General features: G+C 70.1%; 13 protein-coding genes. 9 read left to right on the top strand and 4 right to left on the bottom strand.

Features of this window, described 5'->3' with window-relative positions; genetic code table 11:
• Positions 1 to 510: 510 nt before the first annotated feature.
• Positions 511 to 735 carry a hypothetical protein gene (locus OG622_RS08360; protein WP_371574466.1) on the bottom strand — a complete coding sequence of 75 codons (225 nt, stop codon included), beginning with the start codon at positions 733 to 735 and terminating at the stop codon, positions 511 to 513.
• A gap of 213 nt (positions 736 to 948) precedes the next feature.
• Between OG622_RS08360 and OG622_RS08355 the strand changes: the two genes are divergently transcribed.
• Both OG622_RS08355 and OG622_RS08350 read left to right on the top strand, forming a co-directional pair.
• Positions 949 to 1,491 carry a winged helix-turn-helix domain-containing protein gene (locus OG622_RS08355; protein WP_371572540.1) on the top strand — a complete coding sequence of 181 codons (543 nt, stop codon included), beginning with the start codon at positions 949 to 951 and terminating at the stop codon, positions 1,489 to 1,491.
• Positions 1,416 to 2,018 carry a transposase gene (locus tag OG622_RS08350; RefSeq protein ID WP_371572542.1) on the top strand — a complete coding sequence of 201 codons (603 nt, stop codon included), beginning with the start codon at positions 1,416 to 1,418 and terminating at the stop codon, positions 2,016 to 2,018. Before OG622_RS08355 ends, OG622_RS08350 begins: the two co-directional genes overlap by 76 nt.
• A gap of 65 nt (positions 2,019 to 2,083) precedes the next feature.
• On the opposite strand, the gene OG622_RS08345 is transcribed toward OG622_RS08350, so the two are convergent.
• Entirely contained in the window at positions 2,084 to 3,493 is a 1,410-nt protein-coding gene (locus OG622_RS08345; protein ID WP_371572538.1) for an IS701 family transposase, read from the bottom strand.
• A 571-nt stretch (positions 3,494 to 4,064) separates the two neighbouring features.
• Here OG622_RS08345 and panD point away from each other — a divergent pair.
• Both panD and OG622_RS08335 read left to right on the top strand, forming a co-directional pair.
• Entirely contained in the window at positions 4,065 to 4,484 is a 420-nt protein-coding gene (gene panD / locus OG622_RS08340; protein WP_371574464.1) for an aspartate 1-decarboxylase, read from the top strand.
• A 48-nt stretch (positions 4,485 to 4,532) separates the two neighbouring features.
• Complete coding sequence (locus OG622_RS08335) at positions 4,533 to 4,877, top strand: GNAT family N-acetyltransferase (protein WP_371574462.1); 345 nt, start codon at positions 4,533 to 4,535, stop codon at positions 4,875 to 4,877.
• A 481-nt stretch (positions 4,878 to 5,358) separates the two neighbouring features.
• Here the strand turns inward: OG622_RS08335 and gndA are convergent, their stop codons facing one another.
• Positions 5,359 to 6,798, bottom strand: a complete 1,440-nt coding sequence (gene gndA / locus OG622_RS08330; protein WP_371574461.1) for an NADP-dependent phosphogluconate dehydrogenase — start codon at positions 6,796 to 6,798, stop codon at positions 5,359 to 5,361.
• Positions 6,799 to 7,154: 356 nt separating this feature from the next.
• Here gndA and OG622_RS08325 point away from each other — a divergent pair, with 356 nt between their 5' ends.
• The gene (locus tag OG622_RS08325; protein WP_371574459.1) at positions 7,155 to 8,270 is read left to right on the top strand and encodes a transglycosylase family protein; all 1,116 of its coding nucleotides are present in this window, start codon (positions 7,155 to 7,157) and stop codon (positions 8,268 to 8,270) included.
• A gap of 52 nt (positions 8,271 to 8,322) precedes the next feature.
• On the opposite strand, the gene OG622_RS08320 is transcribed toward OG622_RS08325, so the two are convergent.
• Positions 8,323 to 9,441 (bottom strand): DMT family transporter, encoded by a 1,119-nt coding sequence (locus OG622_RS08320; protein WP_371574457.1) that lies wholly within the window; start codon positions 9,439 to 9,441, stop codon positions 8,323 to 8,325.
• Between the two features lie 228 nt (positions 9,442 to 9,669).
• On the opposite strand from OG622_RS08320, the gene OG622_RS08315 reads away from it, so the two are divergent.
• The 4 genes from OG622_RS08315 (at position 9,670) to OG622_RS08300 (ending at position 14,459) form a co-directional block, all read left to right on the top strand.
• Positions 9,670 to 10,413, top strand: a complete 744-nt coding sequence (locus tag OG622_RS08315) for a (2Fe-2S)-binding protein (protein ID WP_371574455.1) — start codon at positions 9,670 to 9,672, stop codon at positions 10,411 to 10,413.
• 116 nt (positions 10,414 to 10,529) lie between these two features.
• Positions 10,530 to 11,681, top strand: a complete 1,152-nt coding sequence (gene glgA, locus OG622_RS08310; RefSeq protein WP_371574453.1) for a glycogen synthase — start codon at positions 10,530 to 10,532, stop codon at positions 11,679 to 11,681.
• A gap of 45 nt (positions 11,682 to 11,726) precedes the next feature.
• Entirely contained in the window at positions 11,727 to 12,947 is a 1,221-nt protein-coding gene (gene glgC, locus OG622_RS08305) for a glucose-1-phosphate adenylyltransferase (RefSeq protein WP_371574451.1), read from the top strand.
• Between the two features lie 165 nt (positions 12,948 to 13,112).
• A complete protein-coding gene (locus OG622_RS08300) occupies positions 13,113 to 14,459 on the top strand; it encodes a wax ester/triacylglycerol synthase family O-acyltransferase (protein WP_371574450.1) in 1,347 nt (448 codons plus the stop codon).
• The last annotated feature ends 256 nt before the right edge of the window (positions 14,460 to 14,715 follow it).

Below are 14,715 nucleotides of genomic sequence, written 5' to 3'. Positions count from 1 at the left end.
GCCAGGCCGCGGTACCCACGGCCCGGACCACTGCCCGTCCGCCTTCTGTCGCCAGTGCCGTCAGCTCGTCAAACAGCATGCTCGCCCCCATTCGCGGCCAGACGCCGCAGGGACAACCTCTCACGACTCACCCGTGTACACATTCGGAATTGTCGAAGGTTCCGCGGTGACAGCGGCGAGGAGTGTGTGTGGCATCTCCGAACGGTCCCGCGAGTCCACGGCTTGCCTCGCCCATTGATCGTCCCCAGCACCGGATCCAGGCCTCCCGGCGGAGTCACATAGAGGGTGGGATTTTCAGGACGCAAGGAAGGTGAGCAACTGGACTAATCCGGCCACACTGATTGCGGCCACGGTGAAATCGGCGGCCACCTTGATCGCCCGGAACTTTCGGCGCGCGAGTGCGGTCAGAGCGGCCTCACGTTCTGGTAAATCGGAGCAGTTCACCGGGCGTCGCGGGTCGGATACCGACGAGGGCCTGCTTCCACTGCCTCCGCTGATGAACTCCTCACGTCAAACGAGCCCGTTGTCCTTCGGGATGTTGGGGCGCAGGGCCATCAGCCCCGATACCAGGGCTGCCCCGAGCAGCGTGCCCACCAGTGCCATAGCCGCGCTGAGCATGCGCGACGAGTTGACCGGTGTGGACAGTGCCGTCCCCGCCGTGATCGCAAGTAGTGCACCGGTGACTCCACTCAGTGCTGTTGCTTTCGTATTCGCACGCTGCACCTCGACGAACATCCTGTCTTCGCCACTTGGGGGCGCACCGGTTGTTGCCGAGACGTGCAGTGGGACGTTCTGCGGCTCTGCCTGCTCCCTTTCGTTGCCTTGCGGCTTGGAGTAGAAGTCTGGGCAGGCGGCTGGAGCGCAACTGCCCATCAGGTGGTACTCAGGTTGAACTCGTAGAGCCTGTGGGGTCGTGACGGTTCGTGATCCCTGCGGTACGACGGGATCGTGAGGTATGCGCAGAGGGGCGGGTATACGCCCGTCGAGCAGGAGAAGCGGGAACTGTTGAGGCTGGAGGCGGCCGAGCGGTTCGGGCGCGGTGATGAGGCCACGGTGATCGCGGCCGACCTGCGGGTCACGGAGCGCACGGTGCGGCGGTGGCGCAAGGTGTGGCGCGAGGGCGGGGTCGCGGCGCTGAAGTCGAAGGGGCCCGTGTCGCGGGAGCGGCTGTCGGTGCGGGAGTGGGACCGGCTGGAGGCGGAGCTGAAGCGGGGGCCTCTGGCCCACGGCTTCAGCGATGACCAGCGGTGGACGCTGGGCCGGATCAAGACCCTGATTGGCAGGCTGTTCCACAAGGGCTACACGATCCAGGGGGTGGCCAAACTGCTGAAACGGCACGGCTGGTCCTGCCAGGTCCCGGTGCGCCACGCGATCGAGCGCGACGAGGAAGCCATCGAGATGTGGAAGGACGAGGTGTGGCCGGAGTTAAAAGGACAGCGGCGGACCTGGGCGCCTACATCTGTTTCGAGGACGAGGCGGGCCAGGGGCTGAGGCCGCCGAAAGGCCGTACCTGGGCACCGCGCGGAGCACGCCCGGTGGTGCGGGTGCGGGGCCGGGGGAACGGCCGGGTCAACATCGCCGGCGCCGTCTGCTACCGGCCCGGCAGCCGCCCGCACTTCTTCTACCGGTTGCACGTCTACCACGGCCGCAAGGGTGAGCCGAAGACGTTCGCCTGGCACGAGTACCGTGACCTGATCATCACCGCCCACCAGCAGCTCAACGCCCCCCTGGTGTGGTGCTGGGACAACCTCAACGTCCACCTTGCCAAGGATCTCGCTGCCTTCGCCGAGGAACACGCGGACTGGTTACGGATCTTCCAGATGCCGTCCTACGCACCGGAGTTGAACCCCGCCGAAGGCGTGTGGTCGCTCCTCAAGCGCGCCATCGCCAACTTCGTCGCCCCCGACCTCAGCGGCCTCGTCCGCATCGTCAAACGCAAGCTGAAGAAGATCCAGTTCAGACCCCACCTGATCGACGGCTGCCTCGCCGGGACCGGACTGATCATCGAACCTTGGTGATCGCTCAGGCAGACACTACGAGTTCAACCTGAGTAGCGGTAGTTCGTTAAATCCGGAGATAGAGATCAATACCGTGTCCGGTGGTGACCGCGTCGATTAGGGCCTGGAGGTCGGGGGGTGGGTCCGTGTCCGTCCATGCTTGCCACCATCGGGTGAGGGTGATGGCGGGGGTGAGCCAGGAGCGGACCGAACGTAATGCCTTGGGCCAGCAGGGCAGTTGGGGTGGGTGGGGTTCGGTTGGTCCCCCTCTCTGGCCCCTCGTCGGGGCAGGGGTCCGGCGCGGTGGCATCCAGGGGTCCGGGTGGGGTGAACCACTGGTCCCAGCAGAAGGAGAAGGCGCAGTTGACCAGGGTCTGGTGGCGGCGGATGGCGCGGTCGGAGCGGACTTGGAAGTCGGCCCAGCCGAGTTCGTCCTTGATCTGCTTGTAGCTCTGCTCGATCCAGGGCCGCAGTCCGTAGAGTCGGACGATCTCGGCGAGGTCGGCGGGCGGGTGCGGGCCGGCGGCGTGGTGGGGTGCGTCGGGGTGGGGCAGGTTGGTGGCCAGATACCAGGTGGCCTTCTCCGGCAGGGCGGCCGGGTCGGTGGTGGCCACGACCAGACGGCAGGGCGAGTCGGGACCGTAGCCGCCCAGTCGGGCATCGGCGGCCCACCAAGTCTCGGTGTGCCCGTCGCGGAAGTGACGCTCCACGGGCGTCCAGTCGCCTGGATGTCTGGCATCGCGCCAGGTCAGGGCGTGCGCGGCCTCGATGGGGGTGTGCGGCTGGTCGGCCGGGGCCCAGGTGCCGCGGTGCGGCTTGAGCGCGACCACGTAGGCCAGGCCGGCCTCGCGCAGTGCGAGATACCAGTCGTCGCTGACGGAGTAGGCGCAGTCGGCGACCACCGCCCGGCAGGAAAAGCCCGCCTCCTTCCCGCGGGCCGCGAGGGCGGCGGCCAGCTGCGGTTTCGTGCGGAAGGCCGGGTCGGACCGGCCGCGGGGGAAGTGGTGGGCAGGGGTGTAGGGGTGCGTGTGCAGCGGGTAGTAGACGCGGCCGTCGGTCCATACCGTGGTCACCGTGACGATGCCGTTGTCGGTCTTGCCGTACCGGCCCAGCCACTGCCGGCCCACATTCGCGGTCGCGGTGCCGGCCTTGCGGTCCCCGGAGTCGTCGATCACGATGATCCCGCCGTCGTGCGGAGCGGTCGCCGGTTCCTTGCGCAGCAGTTCAAGCCTCCGGTCGTTGATCTGTTCGGCCTCCCAGGGCGACTCGGACAGGAAGAACTGCAGCCGCTGTACCCCTGGCTTCCCCGCACCGGCCACTGGCTCCGCCCCGGCCAGGCAGGTGATCGTCTTGTTCCGCTCTCGCGGCGCCAGCAGCCCGGTCAGATACTCGCGAAATCCTCGCCGCTGGGCCAGGCTGAAGAAGAGGTCGTCGAACTGGGCCGCGTAGTCCTCCAGCGGCCCCGGCGCAGGCGGACACGGACGGCGGGCAGTCATCTTTAGCCTCCGGCAAGGCAGTTGGCTCCTATGACCGGCCTACGACCAACTCGACCCGTCGTCAACCCACGCCACCGCCGGATTTAACGAACTACCGGTAGTGGTCGCGATCGATCGGTCACAGTCGGGAGCCCGACTTGGTTGAAACCACAGGGCTGCCCGGATCGTGTGCTCCACAGGCGCCGGTGGGGCATCAGTCAGTCGTAGGTCTACTCCGACCGTCTATTGTTCCGGGACCGGATGAAGCCCCGGGCTGCCGGGCGCGTTGAACGACTTCCAGGTCGACGCGGAGAGTGGCTCCGTGCTCGACGGAGCGCGTGCCTGGCGCATCGTCAGGTAAGTCAGCATCTGGTCAGCATCAGTTCCCGAACATCCTGAAAGGCTGTCCGAACAGGCACCTGGTCGGTGGCGTCACAACAGCCTAGTCGGCGCGGAAGCCAAGGCAGGGAGTCGTTTCCCCAGGAGAAGCGATGTTCCTCACAATCGTCGACTTCGACGCGTGCCCCTGTAGAGTGAAGACCGCCCTTGACCTGCACAAAGCTGGCAGGGAGCCGTCTTCCAGGAGTCCAAAGTGCTGCGTACTCTATTCAAGTCCAAGATCCACCGCGCCACCGTCACCCAGGCCGACCTGCACTACGTCGGGTCCGTGACCATCGACGCCGAACTGCTCGACGCCGCCGATCTGCTGCCGGGCGAGCTCGTGCACATCGTCGACGTCACCAACGGCGCCCGTCTGGAGACGTACGTCATCGAGGGCGAGCGTGGTTCGGGGGTCGTCGGGATCAACGGTGCCGCGGCCCACCTCGTCCATCCCGGGGACCTGGTGATCATCATCAGTTACGCTCAGGTCTCCGACGCAGAGGCCCGCGCCCTGGAGCCCAGGGTCGTGCACGTGGACGGCGACAACCGGATCGTGGCCCTGGGTTCGGACGCCTCCGAGCCGGTGCCGGGGTCGGACCAGCGGCGCAGCCCGCAGGCCGTCACCGTCTGAGATCGGGCGTGGCCGCCCGGCGTCCCCGATCCGCACGCGAGGAGTGCCATGAGCGACGTACAGATCCGTGACGACCGGGCGGCCGGCCGACTGGAGGCCTTCGCCGGTGACGAACTGGCCGGTCACATCCAGTACTTCGTCCTCGAAGCCCCACAGCGTGCGCTCGTCCCGGTCCATACGATCGTCGAGCCCGCGCACGAGGGAAAGGGTGTCGCGGGCTCATTGGCCCGGGAGTTGTACGGCATCGCCGCCCGCGAGGGCGTTGTCGTCGCGCCACTCTGCCCGTACGTCGTCAAGTGGGCCGAACGCCATCCCGAGGAGGCCCCGGCCGTCGATCCGGAGCTGCTGCGGGCCGCGAAGGACTGGCTCGTCGCCCACCCTGAGGGCTTCTGAGGGACTCGTCGGCTGGAGCGGTCACGGCGGCTCGGCCGACCGGGTGACTGGCCGTGCGGGTGACGGGTACCCGTGGCAGTGGTCCATGGACCGACGTACCCCATGGCTGGAGGACGCGATGACGTACCCCGACCGGGACCCCGTGCACCCGGGCCCCATCCCGGGCCCGGGCGGCCCTGAGCACCCGGATCCCTTCCCGCCGACCCCGCACCCCGACCCCGTTCCCACCCCCGTCCCCACGCCCACCCCTGTCCCCACCCCCGACCCCGTCCCCACCCCGGAGCCGGACCCGATCCCCAGCCCTCCGGGCCCGGAACCGGTCCCGGGCGAACCGAGGCCGGGCCCGCTGTCGTAGCGGTATCAGAGGCAGAAAAAGGCCCGGCATGGACTTCTCCATGCCGGGCCACATCAACCTGCCCGGGGGTGCGGAGCGCTCCGCACCCCCACCCCCTCAGGCGAGCTCAGGAGATCGCAGGCGACCTCAGGCCTCGATCTCGCCCCGGCCCTGCCCCCACAGCGTGTGGAACGACCCCTCCCGGTCCACCCTCCGGTACGTGTGCGCCCCGAAGAAGTCCCGCTGTCCCTGCGTGAGCGCCGCGGGCAACCGCTCCGCACGCAGCGCGTCGTAGTACGCCAGCGCCGCCGCGAACCCGGGCGTCGGCACACCCTGACGCGTCGCCGCCACCAGCACCTCGCGCCAGTCGTCCTGCGCCGCCGCGATCTCCTGGGCGAACGCGTCGTCGGAGAGCAGGCTCGGCAGGTCGGGCCGGGCGTCGTACGCGGCCCGGATCCGGTCGAGGAAGGCCGCGCGGATGATGCAGCCGCCCCGCCAGATCGACGCCACCTTGCCGAGGTCGATGTTCCAGTCGTACTCGTCGCGGGCCGCGTCGATCTCGTGGAAGCCCTGGGTGTACGACACGATCTTGGAGGCGTACAGCGCCTGCTCGACCCGGTCGGCGAACGCGCCCGCCTCGGCCGCGCTGAGCGGCGTGGCCTTGGGGCCGGCCAGCGAGCGGGAGGCGTCGCGCAGTGCGGCGTGGCCCGACAGGGAGCGCGCGAAGACGGCCTCGGCGATCCCGGAGACCGGGACGCCCAGGTCCAGCGCGATCTGGACGGTCCAGCGGCCGGTGCCCTTCTGCTCCGCCTGGTCGACGACCACGTCCACGAACGGCTTGCCGGTGGCGGCGTCCACGTGCGCCAGCACCTCGGCCGTGATCTCGATCAGATACGAGTCGAGCCGCCCGGTGTTCCAGGTGCGGAAGATCTCCGCGATCTGTGCGGGGGTGTATCCGGCCACATCGCGCAGCAGCTGGTACGCCTCGCCGATCAGCTGCATGTCGGCGTACTCGATGCCGTTGTGGACCATCTTCACGAAGTGCCCGGCGCCGTCCGGCCCCACGTGGGTGACGCACGGCGCGCCGTCGGAGGCCTTCGCGGAGATCTTCTCCAGCATCGGGCCGAGGGAGTCGTAGGACTCGACCGGGCCGCCCGGCATGATGCTCGGGCCGTTGAGCGCGCCCTCCTCGCCGCCGGAGATACCCGCGCCGACGAAGTGGATGCCCTGCTCGCGCAGCGCGGCCTCACGGCGGCGGGTGTCGGCGAAGTGCGCGTTGCCGCCGTCGATGATCATGTCGCCGGGCTCCAGGAGCGGCGCGAACTCCTCGATCACCGCGTCCGTCGGCCCGCCCGCCTTGACCATGACGACCAGGCGCCGGGGCCGCTCCAGCGCCTGCACGAAGTCCTTGGCGGTCTCGGCCGCGATGAAGTCGCCCTCGTGCCCGTGCTCCTTGATCAGCGCCTGGGTCTTCGCCGCGGAGCGGTTGTGGACGGCGACCGTGTAGCCGTTGCGGGCGAAGTTGCGGGCGAGGTTGCTCCCCATGACCGCGAGGCCGGTGACGCCGATCTGGGCTGAAGTGCTCATACGGTTGGCTCCTATGGATCCTGATATCGGTGGTGCCGTTCCTGCCCGCCAGTATTGTCCTTCCGGCCATCCTGACGTGCACCGGCCCCGTCCGCACTGCGCGGCCTGCCGGGCTTGAGTACGGGAAAAGGGCCCTACCTGCCTCAATAGGGCGCGCAACCCGATAGCTTGCGCGCCGTCCTTGCTCACTCGTGCGCCGTCCCTGGTCACCCGCGCGCCGGACGGAGGCACTTACGCGCCGGAGCAGGTCACTTACTCGCCACTCGGGGGACGGGAGCGGCTGGTTTTTCGTCTTGTCATGGCCGGTTCGCGGCACTTACTTTTGCGGCTCATGGCATATGCGAGGGGGCTTCTCCATGGCCGTACGCGGTCGGCACCGCCGGTACCAGCCGAACAGGATCAACCGCGCCTCACTCACCGTCACGGCGGGGGGCGCCGGGATGGCGCTTCCGCTGATCGGCACCGGGGTCGCGGAAGCGGCCGATGTCGAGACCTGGGACAAGGTCGCGGCCTGTGAGTCCACGAACGACTGGAACATCAACAGCGGGAACGGGTACTTCGGCGGTCTCCAGTTCAGCCAGTCCACATGGGAGGCCTTCGGCGGTACGGCCTACGCCGCCCGGGCGGACCTGGCCACCAAGGAACAGCAGATCGCGATCGCCGAGAAGGTCCTCGACGGGCAGGGCCCCGGGGCCTGGCCCTCGTGTTCGGCCCGCGCCGGCCTCACGATCGAGGACGTGAAACCCCAGACCACGCCGCAGTCACAGGCCGGCAAGGTCGAGATGTACACGGTGGTCCAGGGCGACACCCTCTCCGAGATCGCCGACTCCCGTGAGGTCAGGGGCGGTTGGCGCAAGCTCTACGAGACCAACCGCAGGACCATCGGCTCCGACCCGGATGTGATAGTCCCTGGCCAGCGGCTGAGTCTGAACTCGGCGGGTCAGAAGAAAGAGCCGCAGAAAGAGAAGCAGAAAGAGCAGAAGCAGGAAAAGAAGCAAGAAAAGAAGAAGGTCCAGAAGGAGCAGAAGGCCGACAAGCAGCAGACGTCCGAGAAGCGGCAGGAGTCGGCGTCCGTCGTCGCCCCGGTGAGCGCCTCCCTCGGCACGCCCTACCGGGCCTCGGGCTCCTCCTGGTCGAAGGGCTACCACACGGGCGTCGACTTCCCCGTGGCGACCGGCAGCTCCGTGAAGTCCGTGGCCGCCGGGGAGGTCGTCACCTCCGGCTGGGGCGGCTCCTTCGGCTACCAGGTGGTGATCCGGCACGCCGACGGCCGCTACACGCAGTACGCCCATCTGTCGGCGATCTCCGTGAAGGCGGGCCAGCACGTCGGTGCGGGCCAGCGCATCGGCCGCTCCGGCTCCACGGGCAACAGCTCGGGCCCGCATCTGCACTTCGAGGTGCGGACGGGGCCCGGCTTCGGCAGCGACATCGATCCGATCGCCTATCTGCGGGCGGGAGGGGTCCGGATCTGACGCGGTCCGGGAGGCCCGAACCGGGGCGGGAGGCCCGGTCCGGGCCTCCCGCTCAGGATTTCACGCGGTCGCGATGCCGGTCGAGGAGTGCCCTGGGCACATACAGCTCGTCGTCGAACGGCCGCAGCGGCAGGCCGGGCGCAGCGTCGTCCTCGTCCGCCGCACTCCTCCCCAGGAACGGGGCCGGTACGACCACGCGCTTGTCCAGGCCGATCGCGTCGTCGGCGTCCGGGACCTCCGCGGTTCGCCGCGGAAGGCCCGCGAGCAGCTCCTCAAGAGCCAGGGACTCCCGGTCGGCGGCCGTGACCGTGACGTCCACCTCGGTCCGCTCCGCCCGGACCTCGTCGCCGAGGCGCTCCGTGGTCAGCAGGATCAGACCACCCGCCGCGACGACGCCGCAGCCCAGCGCGAGGAGGGTGCCGGCCGTGCCGTAGCGGAACGTCTCGCCGAACATCGTGATGCCGACCGCGGCCGCCACCACCGGGTTCACCACGGTCAGGGTGGCGAGCGGGGCCGCGAGGCCGCCGCCCCGGTAGGCGGCCTGGGACAGCAGCAGACCGGCTGTGGCGAAGGCGCCTATGACCGCGAGGGTGGGCAGGTCGGAGAGCGCGACACCGTCCGTCCAGTCGACGGCGACCGTCTTCGTGAAGACCGAGGACATGCCGAACGCGACACCGGAGGCGACCGCCAGCAGGATGCTGCGCACCGCCGGGTGGCGGTGCGCCGCGCGGCCCGCCACCATCAGCGCCGCGACCGCGCCACCGCTGACCACGGCGACCACCACACGCTGGACGGTGTCGAGCGACTGCACGTCGGCCGCACCGACCAGCGAGAGCAGGCCCGCGAGACCCACCGTCGCCATGATCGCGCCCCGCCAGGCCGTCGCGCCCGCCCTGCGGCCCACGAAGAGCGCCGCCATGGGCAGGGCGAAGACGATGGTCAGCGCGCCCAGCGGCTGCACCAGGCTCAGCGGGCCGTAGGCCAGAGCCACCACGTGCAGCAGCCCGCCGAGGCCGTTCAGCCCGACGGCGGCCCACCACACCGGTCGGCGCAGCGGCGCGTAGGACGGGCCGGGGGACGACACCGCGACACGCTCCTGGACGATCGCCCCGCCCGCGTACGCCACGGCGGAGACGAACGACAACAGCATGGAGAACGCGAGGGCATTCATGAGCTGCTCCTCAGCGAGGCGCGGGGGCTCCGGGCCCGGCGCGGTGAACGCTCGGCTTTCATGGTGACCACGATGCCTCGCGAAAGTGTTCGCGTCGTCGTACCTGAGCACTCAATGAGTCCTACTGCCGTTGGAGTACGACGCGCCCACGGTCATCCCCAAGGTGGGCGACACGGAGTGCAGGCCCCCAGGTGAGCACACCTGCGGGCCCTGGTACTACTCGTCCTCGTGGACGACGACCCCGACCTCACCGCGCTCGCTGCCCTCGGCGGCTTCTTCGTACTACGCACGGGCCGACCGCCGCACGGCCCCCTGCCCACCCTCGCGGAGGCCTACGCGGCACGGGATGCCGATGTGAAAGGGGAGGTTTACGTGGATCCCGTAATTTTCCGTGTCCGGAAGGTCGCGCGGAGTGTACGGGCGCCCGAACCGCGCGTGGCCGCCTCCATCGCCCACCTCGGTCTCGCCGCCCGCATGTGGTCGGTGGCCCTCGGCGCGACCGCCCTGTACGGCCGCGTCCCCGACCTCGATCCGCGCCTCCTGCGCTGGGACGCGGACGCGAGCGCCCCGGACGAGCTGTGGCTGACCGAGGTGCGGAGCCTGCCCGCCGAGCGGATCGGCGAGGTCGTACGGGACGGCCATCTCGTCCCGCTGGCGGCGGCGCTCCGCGCTCAACTGCCCCTATCCGAGCGCCTGCTGTGGGGGAACGCGGCCTCCGCGCTCATGGGCGCCGTGCGCCAGATCGATCGCTGGGCGGCTGCCAACGGCCGTACCGAGGCGGCGGTTCGGGCCCGCGCGCTCGCCGCCGACCTGTTCGCGCACCCCGGCCTGGCGGGCACGCTCGACCCGGTGACACACCGCCGCCGCAGCTGCTGTCTCTATTACCGGCTCCCCGGCGGCGGCCTGTGCGGCGACTGCTGCTTCGACCGGCCGCCAGGCCCGCGACCCCTCGGCGGTCGCCGCCGCATCTGACCTCGGTTCCCGCCGCCTCGACCTCGGGAGCGCCGCCGCGCGAAAATCGTGGTCTTCCCCAACCGACCCTTCTGGGTGACCATGTGGGAACCAGCCGCTGAGACAGGGGGTTCCGGGTGCGAGTCGGCCTGCTGACCCGGGAGTATCCGCCCGACGTCTACGGTGGCGCGGGTGTCCATGTCGAGTTTCTCGCCCATGAGTTGAGGTCCCTCGTCGACCTGGACGTGCACTGCTGGGGCGAGGGGGCGGGCGGCGGTGTCGTACGCCACCGGCCCTGGTCCGCGCTCGACGGCGCCAACGACGCGCTGCGCACCTTCTCCGTGGACCTCTCCATCGCGGCCGGTCTCGAAGGCCGCGAACTGGTCCACTCGCACACCTGGTACGCCAACCTCGCCGGCCACTTCGGCAAGCTGCTGCACGGCATCCCGCATGTGATGACCGCCCACTCGCTGGAGCCGCTGCGCCCCTGGAAGGCCGAACAGCTGGGCGGCGGGTACGCCCTGTCCAGCTGGGCCGAGCGCACCGCCGTGGAGTCCGCCGACGCGGTGATCGCCGTGTCCGGCGCCATGCGTGACGACATCCTCGGCTGTTATCCCGCCCTGGACCCGGCGAAGCTCCACGTCGTGCACAACGGCATCGACACCTCCCTCTACACACCGGACCACGGCACGGACGTCCTCGACCGCATCGGCGTGGACACCGGCCGCCCGTACGTCCTGTTCGTCGGCCGCATCACCCGGCAGAAGGGCGTGCCCCACCTGCTGCGCGCCGTACGGGACATCGACCCGGCGGTGCAGGTGGTGCTCTGCGCGGGCGCGCCGGACACCCCGGAGATAGATCAGGAGTTCCGTGATCTCTTCGCGGAACTCAGCCGCGCGCGCGAGGGCCTGTTCTGGATCCCGCAGATGCTGCCGCGCCCGGATGTGATCCAGCTCCTCACGCACGCCGCCGTGTTCGTCTGTCCGTCGGTGTACGAGCCGCTGGGTATTGTCAACCTGGAGGCCATGGCCTGCGGCACGGCCGTGGTGGCCTCGCGGGTCGGCGGTATCCCGGAGGTCGTGGAGGACGGTGTCACGGGTCTCCTCGTGTCGACGGAGGACGGTTTCGAGGACCGGCTGGCCCGCGCCCTCGACTCGGTGCTCGCCGATCCCGGGGCGGCCGCCCGTATGGGCGAGGCCGGACGGGAGCGCGCGGTGCGGGAGTTCGGCTGGGACGCGGTCGCCCGGCGGACGGTCCGTCTTTACGAGGAAGTCCTCAAACGGGCGTAGTCAAGGATCAGGGTTCGGCACGAGCGGGCGTAGAGGGGCGGCGGGATGCGGCGGGGTGGACCTTCGGTGCTGGGAATCGTATTGGCGGGCGGGGAGGGCAAGAGGCTGATGCCCCTGACCGCCGACCGTGCGAAACCAGCGGTGACTTTCGGTGGAACGTATCGGTTGGTGGATTTCGTCCTTTCCAATCTCGTCAACGCGGACATTCTGCGCATCTGCGTGCTCACGCAGTACAAGTCGCACTCGCTGGACCGGCACATCACCACGACCTGGCGGATGTCGAGTCTGCTGGGCAACTACGTCACGCCGGTGCCGGCACAGCAGCGGCTGGGTCCGCGCTGGTACCTGGGCAGCGCGGACGCGCTCCTGCAGTCCCTGAACCTGGTGCACGACGAACAGCCGGAGTACGTCGCCGTGTTCGGCGCCGACCACGTCTACCGCATGGACCCCCGCCAGATGCTGACGCAGCACATCGAGGGCGGCGCGGGCGTGACGGTGGCCGGCATCCGGGTACCGCGCACGGAGTCGTCGTCCTTCGGCGTGATCACCCCCGGCTCCGACGGCCAGAGTGTGGAACGCTTCCTGGAGAAGCCGTCCGACCCGCCGGGCCTGGCCGACGACCCCGAATCCGTGTTCGCCTCGATGGGTAACTACATCTTCACCACCAAGGCCCTGGTGGAGGCGCTCCAGCGGGACGCCGAGGACGAGGACTCCATCCACGACATGGGCGGCTCGATCCTTCCCCAGCTCACCGACCGGGGCGAGGCGCAGCTGTACGACTTCAGCGCCAACCACGTGCCCGGCGAGACCACCCGCGACCAGGGCTACTGGCGGGACGTCGGCTCGCTCGACGCCTACTACGACGCCCATATGGACCTCATCGCCGAACGCCCCGCCTTCAACCTCTTCAACCGCAGCTGGCCCATCTACACCAGCTCCGGCCAGCTCTCCCCGGCGCGCTTCAACGCGGGCGGCATCGCCAGCGAGTCGATCATCAGTGCGGGCTGCCTGATACGCGGCCAGGTGACGAGGTCCATCCTTTCCCCGGGCGTCGTCGTCGACCCGGGCGCGGTCGTCCAGGGCTCGATCCTGCACGACAACGTCCACATCGGGCGGGGCGCGGTCGTCCGGGGTGCCGTGCTCGACAAGAACGTCCAGGTACCACCGGGTGCCACGATCGGAGTCAACCCCGAGCGGGACGCCGAGCTGTACACGGTCTCCAGGGGCGGAGTGATAGCCCTGGGGAAGGGCCAGCAGGTGCCTTAGTCCGTCAGGGTGACCCCCGTGAACACAGATGTCCCATGCGTCCCGCCTTCATCAGGAGGCGGGACGTAATCTGTTGTTAACTGTGCGTAGCTTGATCGTACTTGACCGTAATCGGCCAACAGCGATTGACTGCTGACTCCCCCTTCGTCGACGCGAGGCAAGCCATTGACTCCTGATCTGCTCGCCCCACTCGACCTGGCGTTCTGGAACATCGAGTCCGCCGAACACCCCATGCATCTGGCCGCCCTCGGCGTCTTCACGGCGGACTCGCCCACCGCGGGAGCCCACGCCGCCGAGCTGCTCGCCACGCGGGCCGCCGGGGTGCCGGGGCTGCGGATGCGGATCCGGGACGTATGGCGCCCGGACGTACGGCTGCCGCTGGCGTTCGGCGGCGCGACCCGGGAGCCCGTCACCGACTTCGAGCCCTTCGACCACGTACGGCTGCACGCGCCGACCGCCGACTTCCACGAGGTGGCCGGGCGGCTGATGGAACGCCCGCTGGAGCGCGGCCGACCGCCCTGGGAGGCGCATGTGCTGCCGGGGGAGGACGGCGCCTCCTTCGCCGTCCTGTTCAAGTTCCACCACGCCCTGGCCGACGGACTCCGGGCGCTGACGCTCGCCGCCGCCGTCATGGACCCCATCGACATGCCCGCGCCCCGGCCGCGCCCCGCGGAGCCGCCGCGCGGCCTCCTCGACGAGGTGCGCAAGCTGCCCGGCCTGCTCCGGGGCACCCTGTCCGACCTCGGCCGCGCCCTCGACATCGGCGCCTCCGTCGCCCGCACCACGCTCGACGCGACACTCGGCGCCCGCTCGTCCGCCGCGCTGACCTCCGAGGCCAGCGGGACCCGCCGTACCGCCGGGGTGCTCGTGGACCTCGACGACGTGCACCGGATCCGCAAGACCGTCGGCGGCACCGTCAACGACGTCCTGATCGCCGTGGTGGCGGGGGCGCTGCGGCGTTGGCTGGACGAGCGGGGGGACGGCAGCGAGGGGGTCGCGCCCCGAGCCCTGATCCCCGTCTCCAGGCGCCGGCCGCGCACGGCGCACCCGCAGGGCAACAGGCTCTCCGGGTACCTGATGAAACTGCCCGTGGACGACCCGGACCCGCTCAGGCGGCTGCGTACGGTGCGCACGGCGATGGACCGCAACAAGGACGCCGGGCCCAACCGGGGCGCCGGTGCGGTCGCCCTCCTCGCGGATCATGTGCTGCCCCTCGGCCACCGGCTCGGCGGGCCCCTCGTCAGCCAGGCCGCCCGCCTCTGGTTCGACATCCTCGTCACCAGCGTCCCCCTCCCCAGCCTCGGCCTCCGGCTCGGCGGCTGCCCGCTCGCGGAGATCTATCCCCTGGCCCCGCTCGCCCACGGCCAGTCCCTCGCGGTCGCCGTCTCGACGTACCGGGGGAGCGTCCACTACGGCCTCGTCGCCGACGCGGAGGCCGTGCCGGATCTGGAGGTGCTGGGCAAGGCGGTGACCCGGGAGGTCGAGGAACTACTGGCGGCGTGTGAGGCGTGACACCCGGGCGGTGAGCGCGGGGTTCCTTGCCCCCGCCGCCCCTATCCGTCCCATCCTCGGGGCTCCGCCCCGGACCCCGTTCGCGCGGTTCCCCGCGCCCCTGAAGGGGCGCGGGGAACCGCGCGACAAGCCACACCCGCCCGCACGCGAACAACCCACCTGAGCGGGGTCCGAGGGGCGGCAGCCCCTGGGGTCGGGACGGGTAGGGGCGGCGGGGGCGAGACCTGGGTTTTGGAGACCGGGGCCGTCGCTACGT

Source organism: Streptomyces sp. NBC_01314, assembly GCF_041435215.1.
GTDB lineage: Bacteria > Actinomycetota > Actinomycetes > Streptomycetales > Streptomycetaceae > Streptomyces.
Note: the sequence above shows the minus strand (reverse complement) of the source record. Positions and strands in the feature narration are given on the sequence as shown.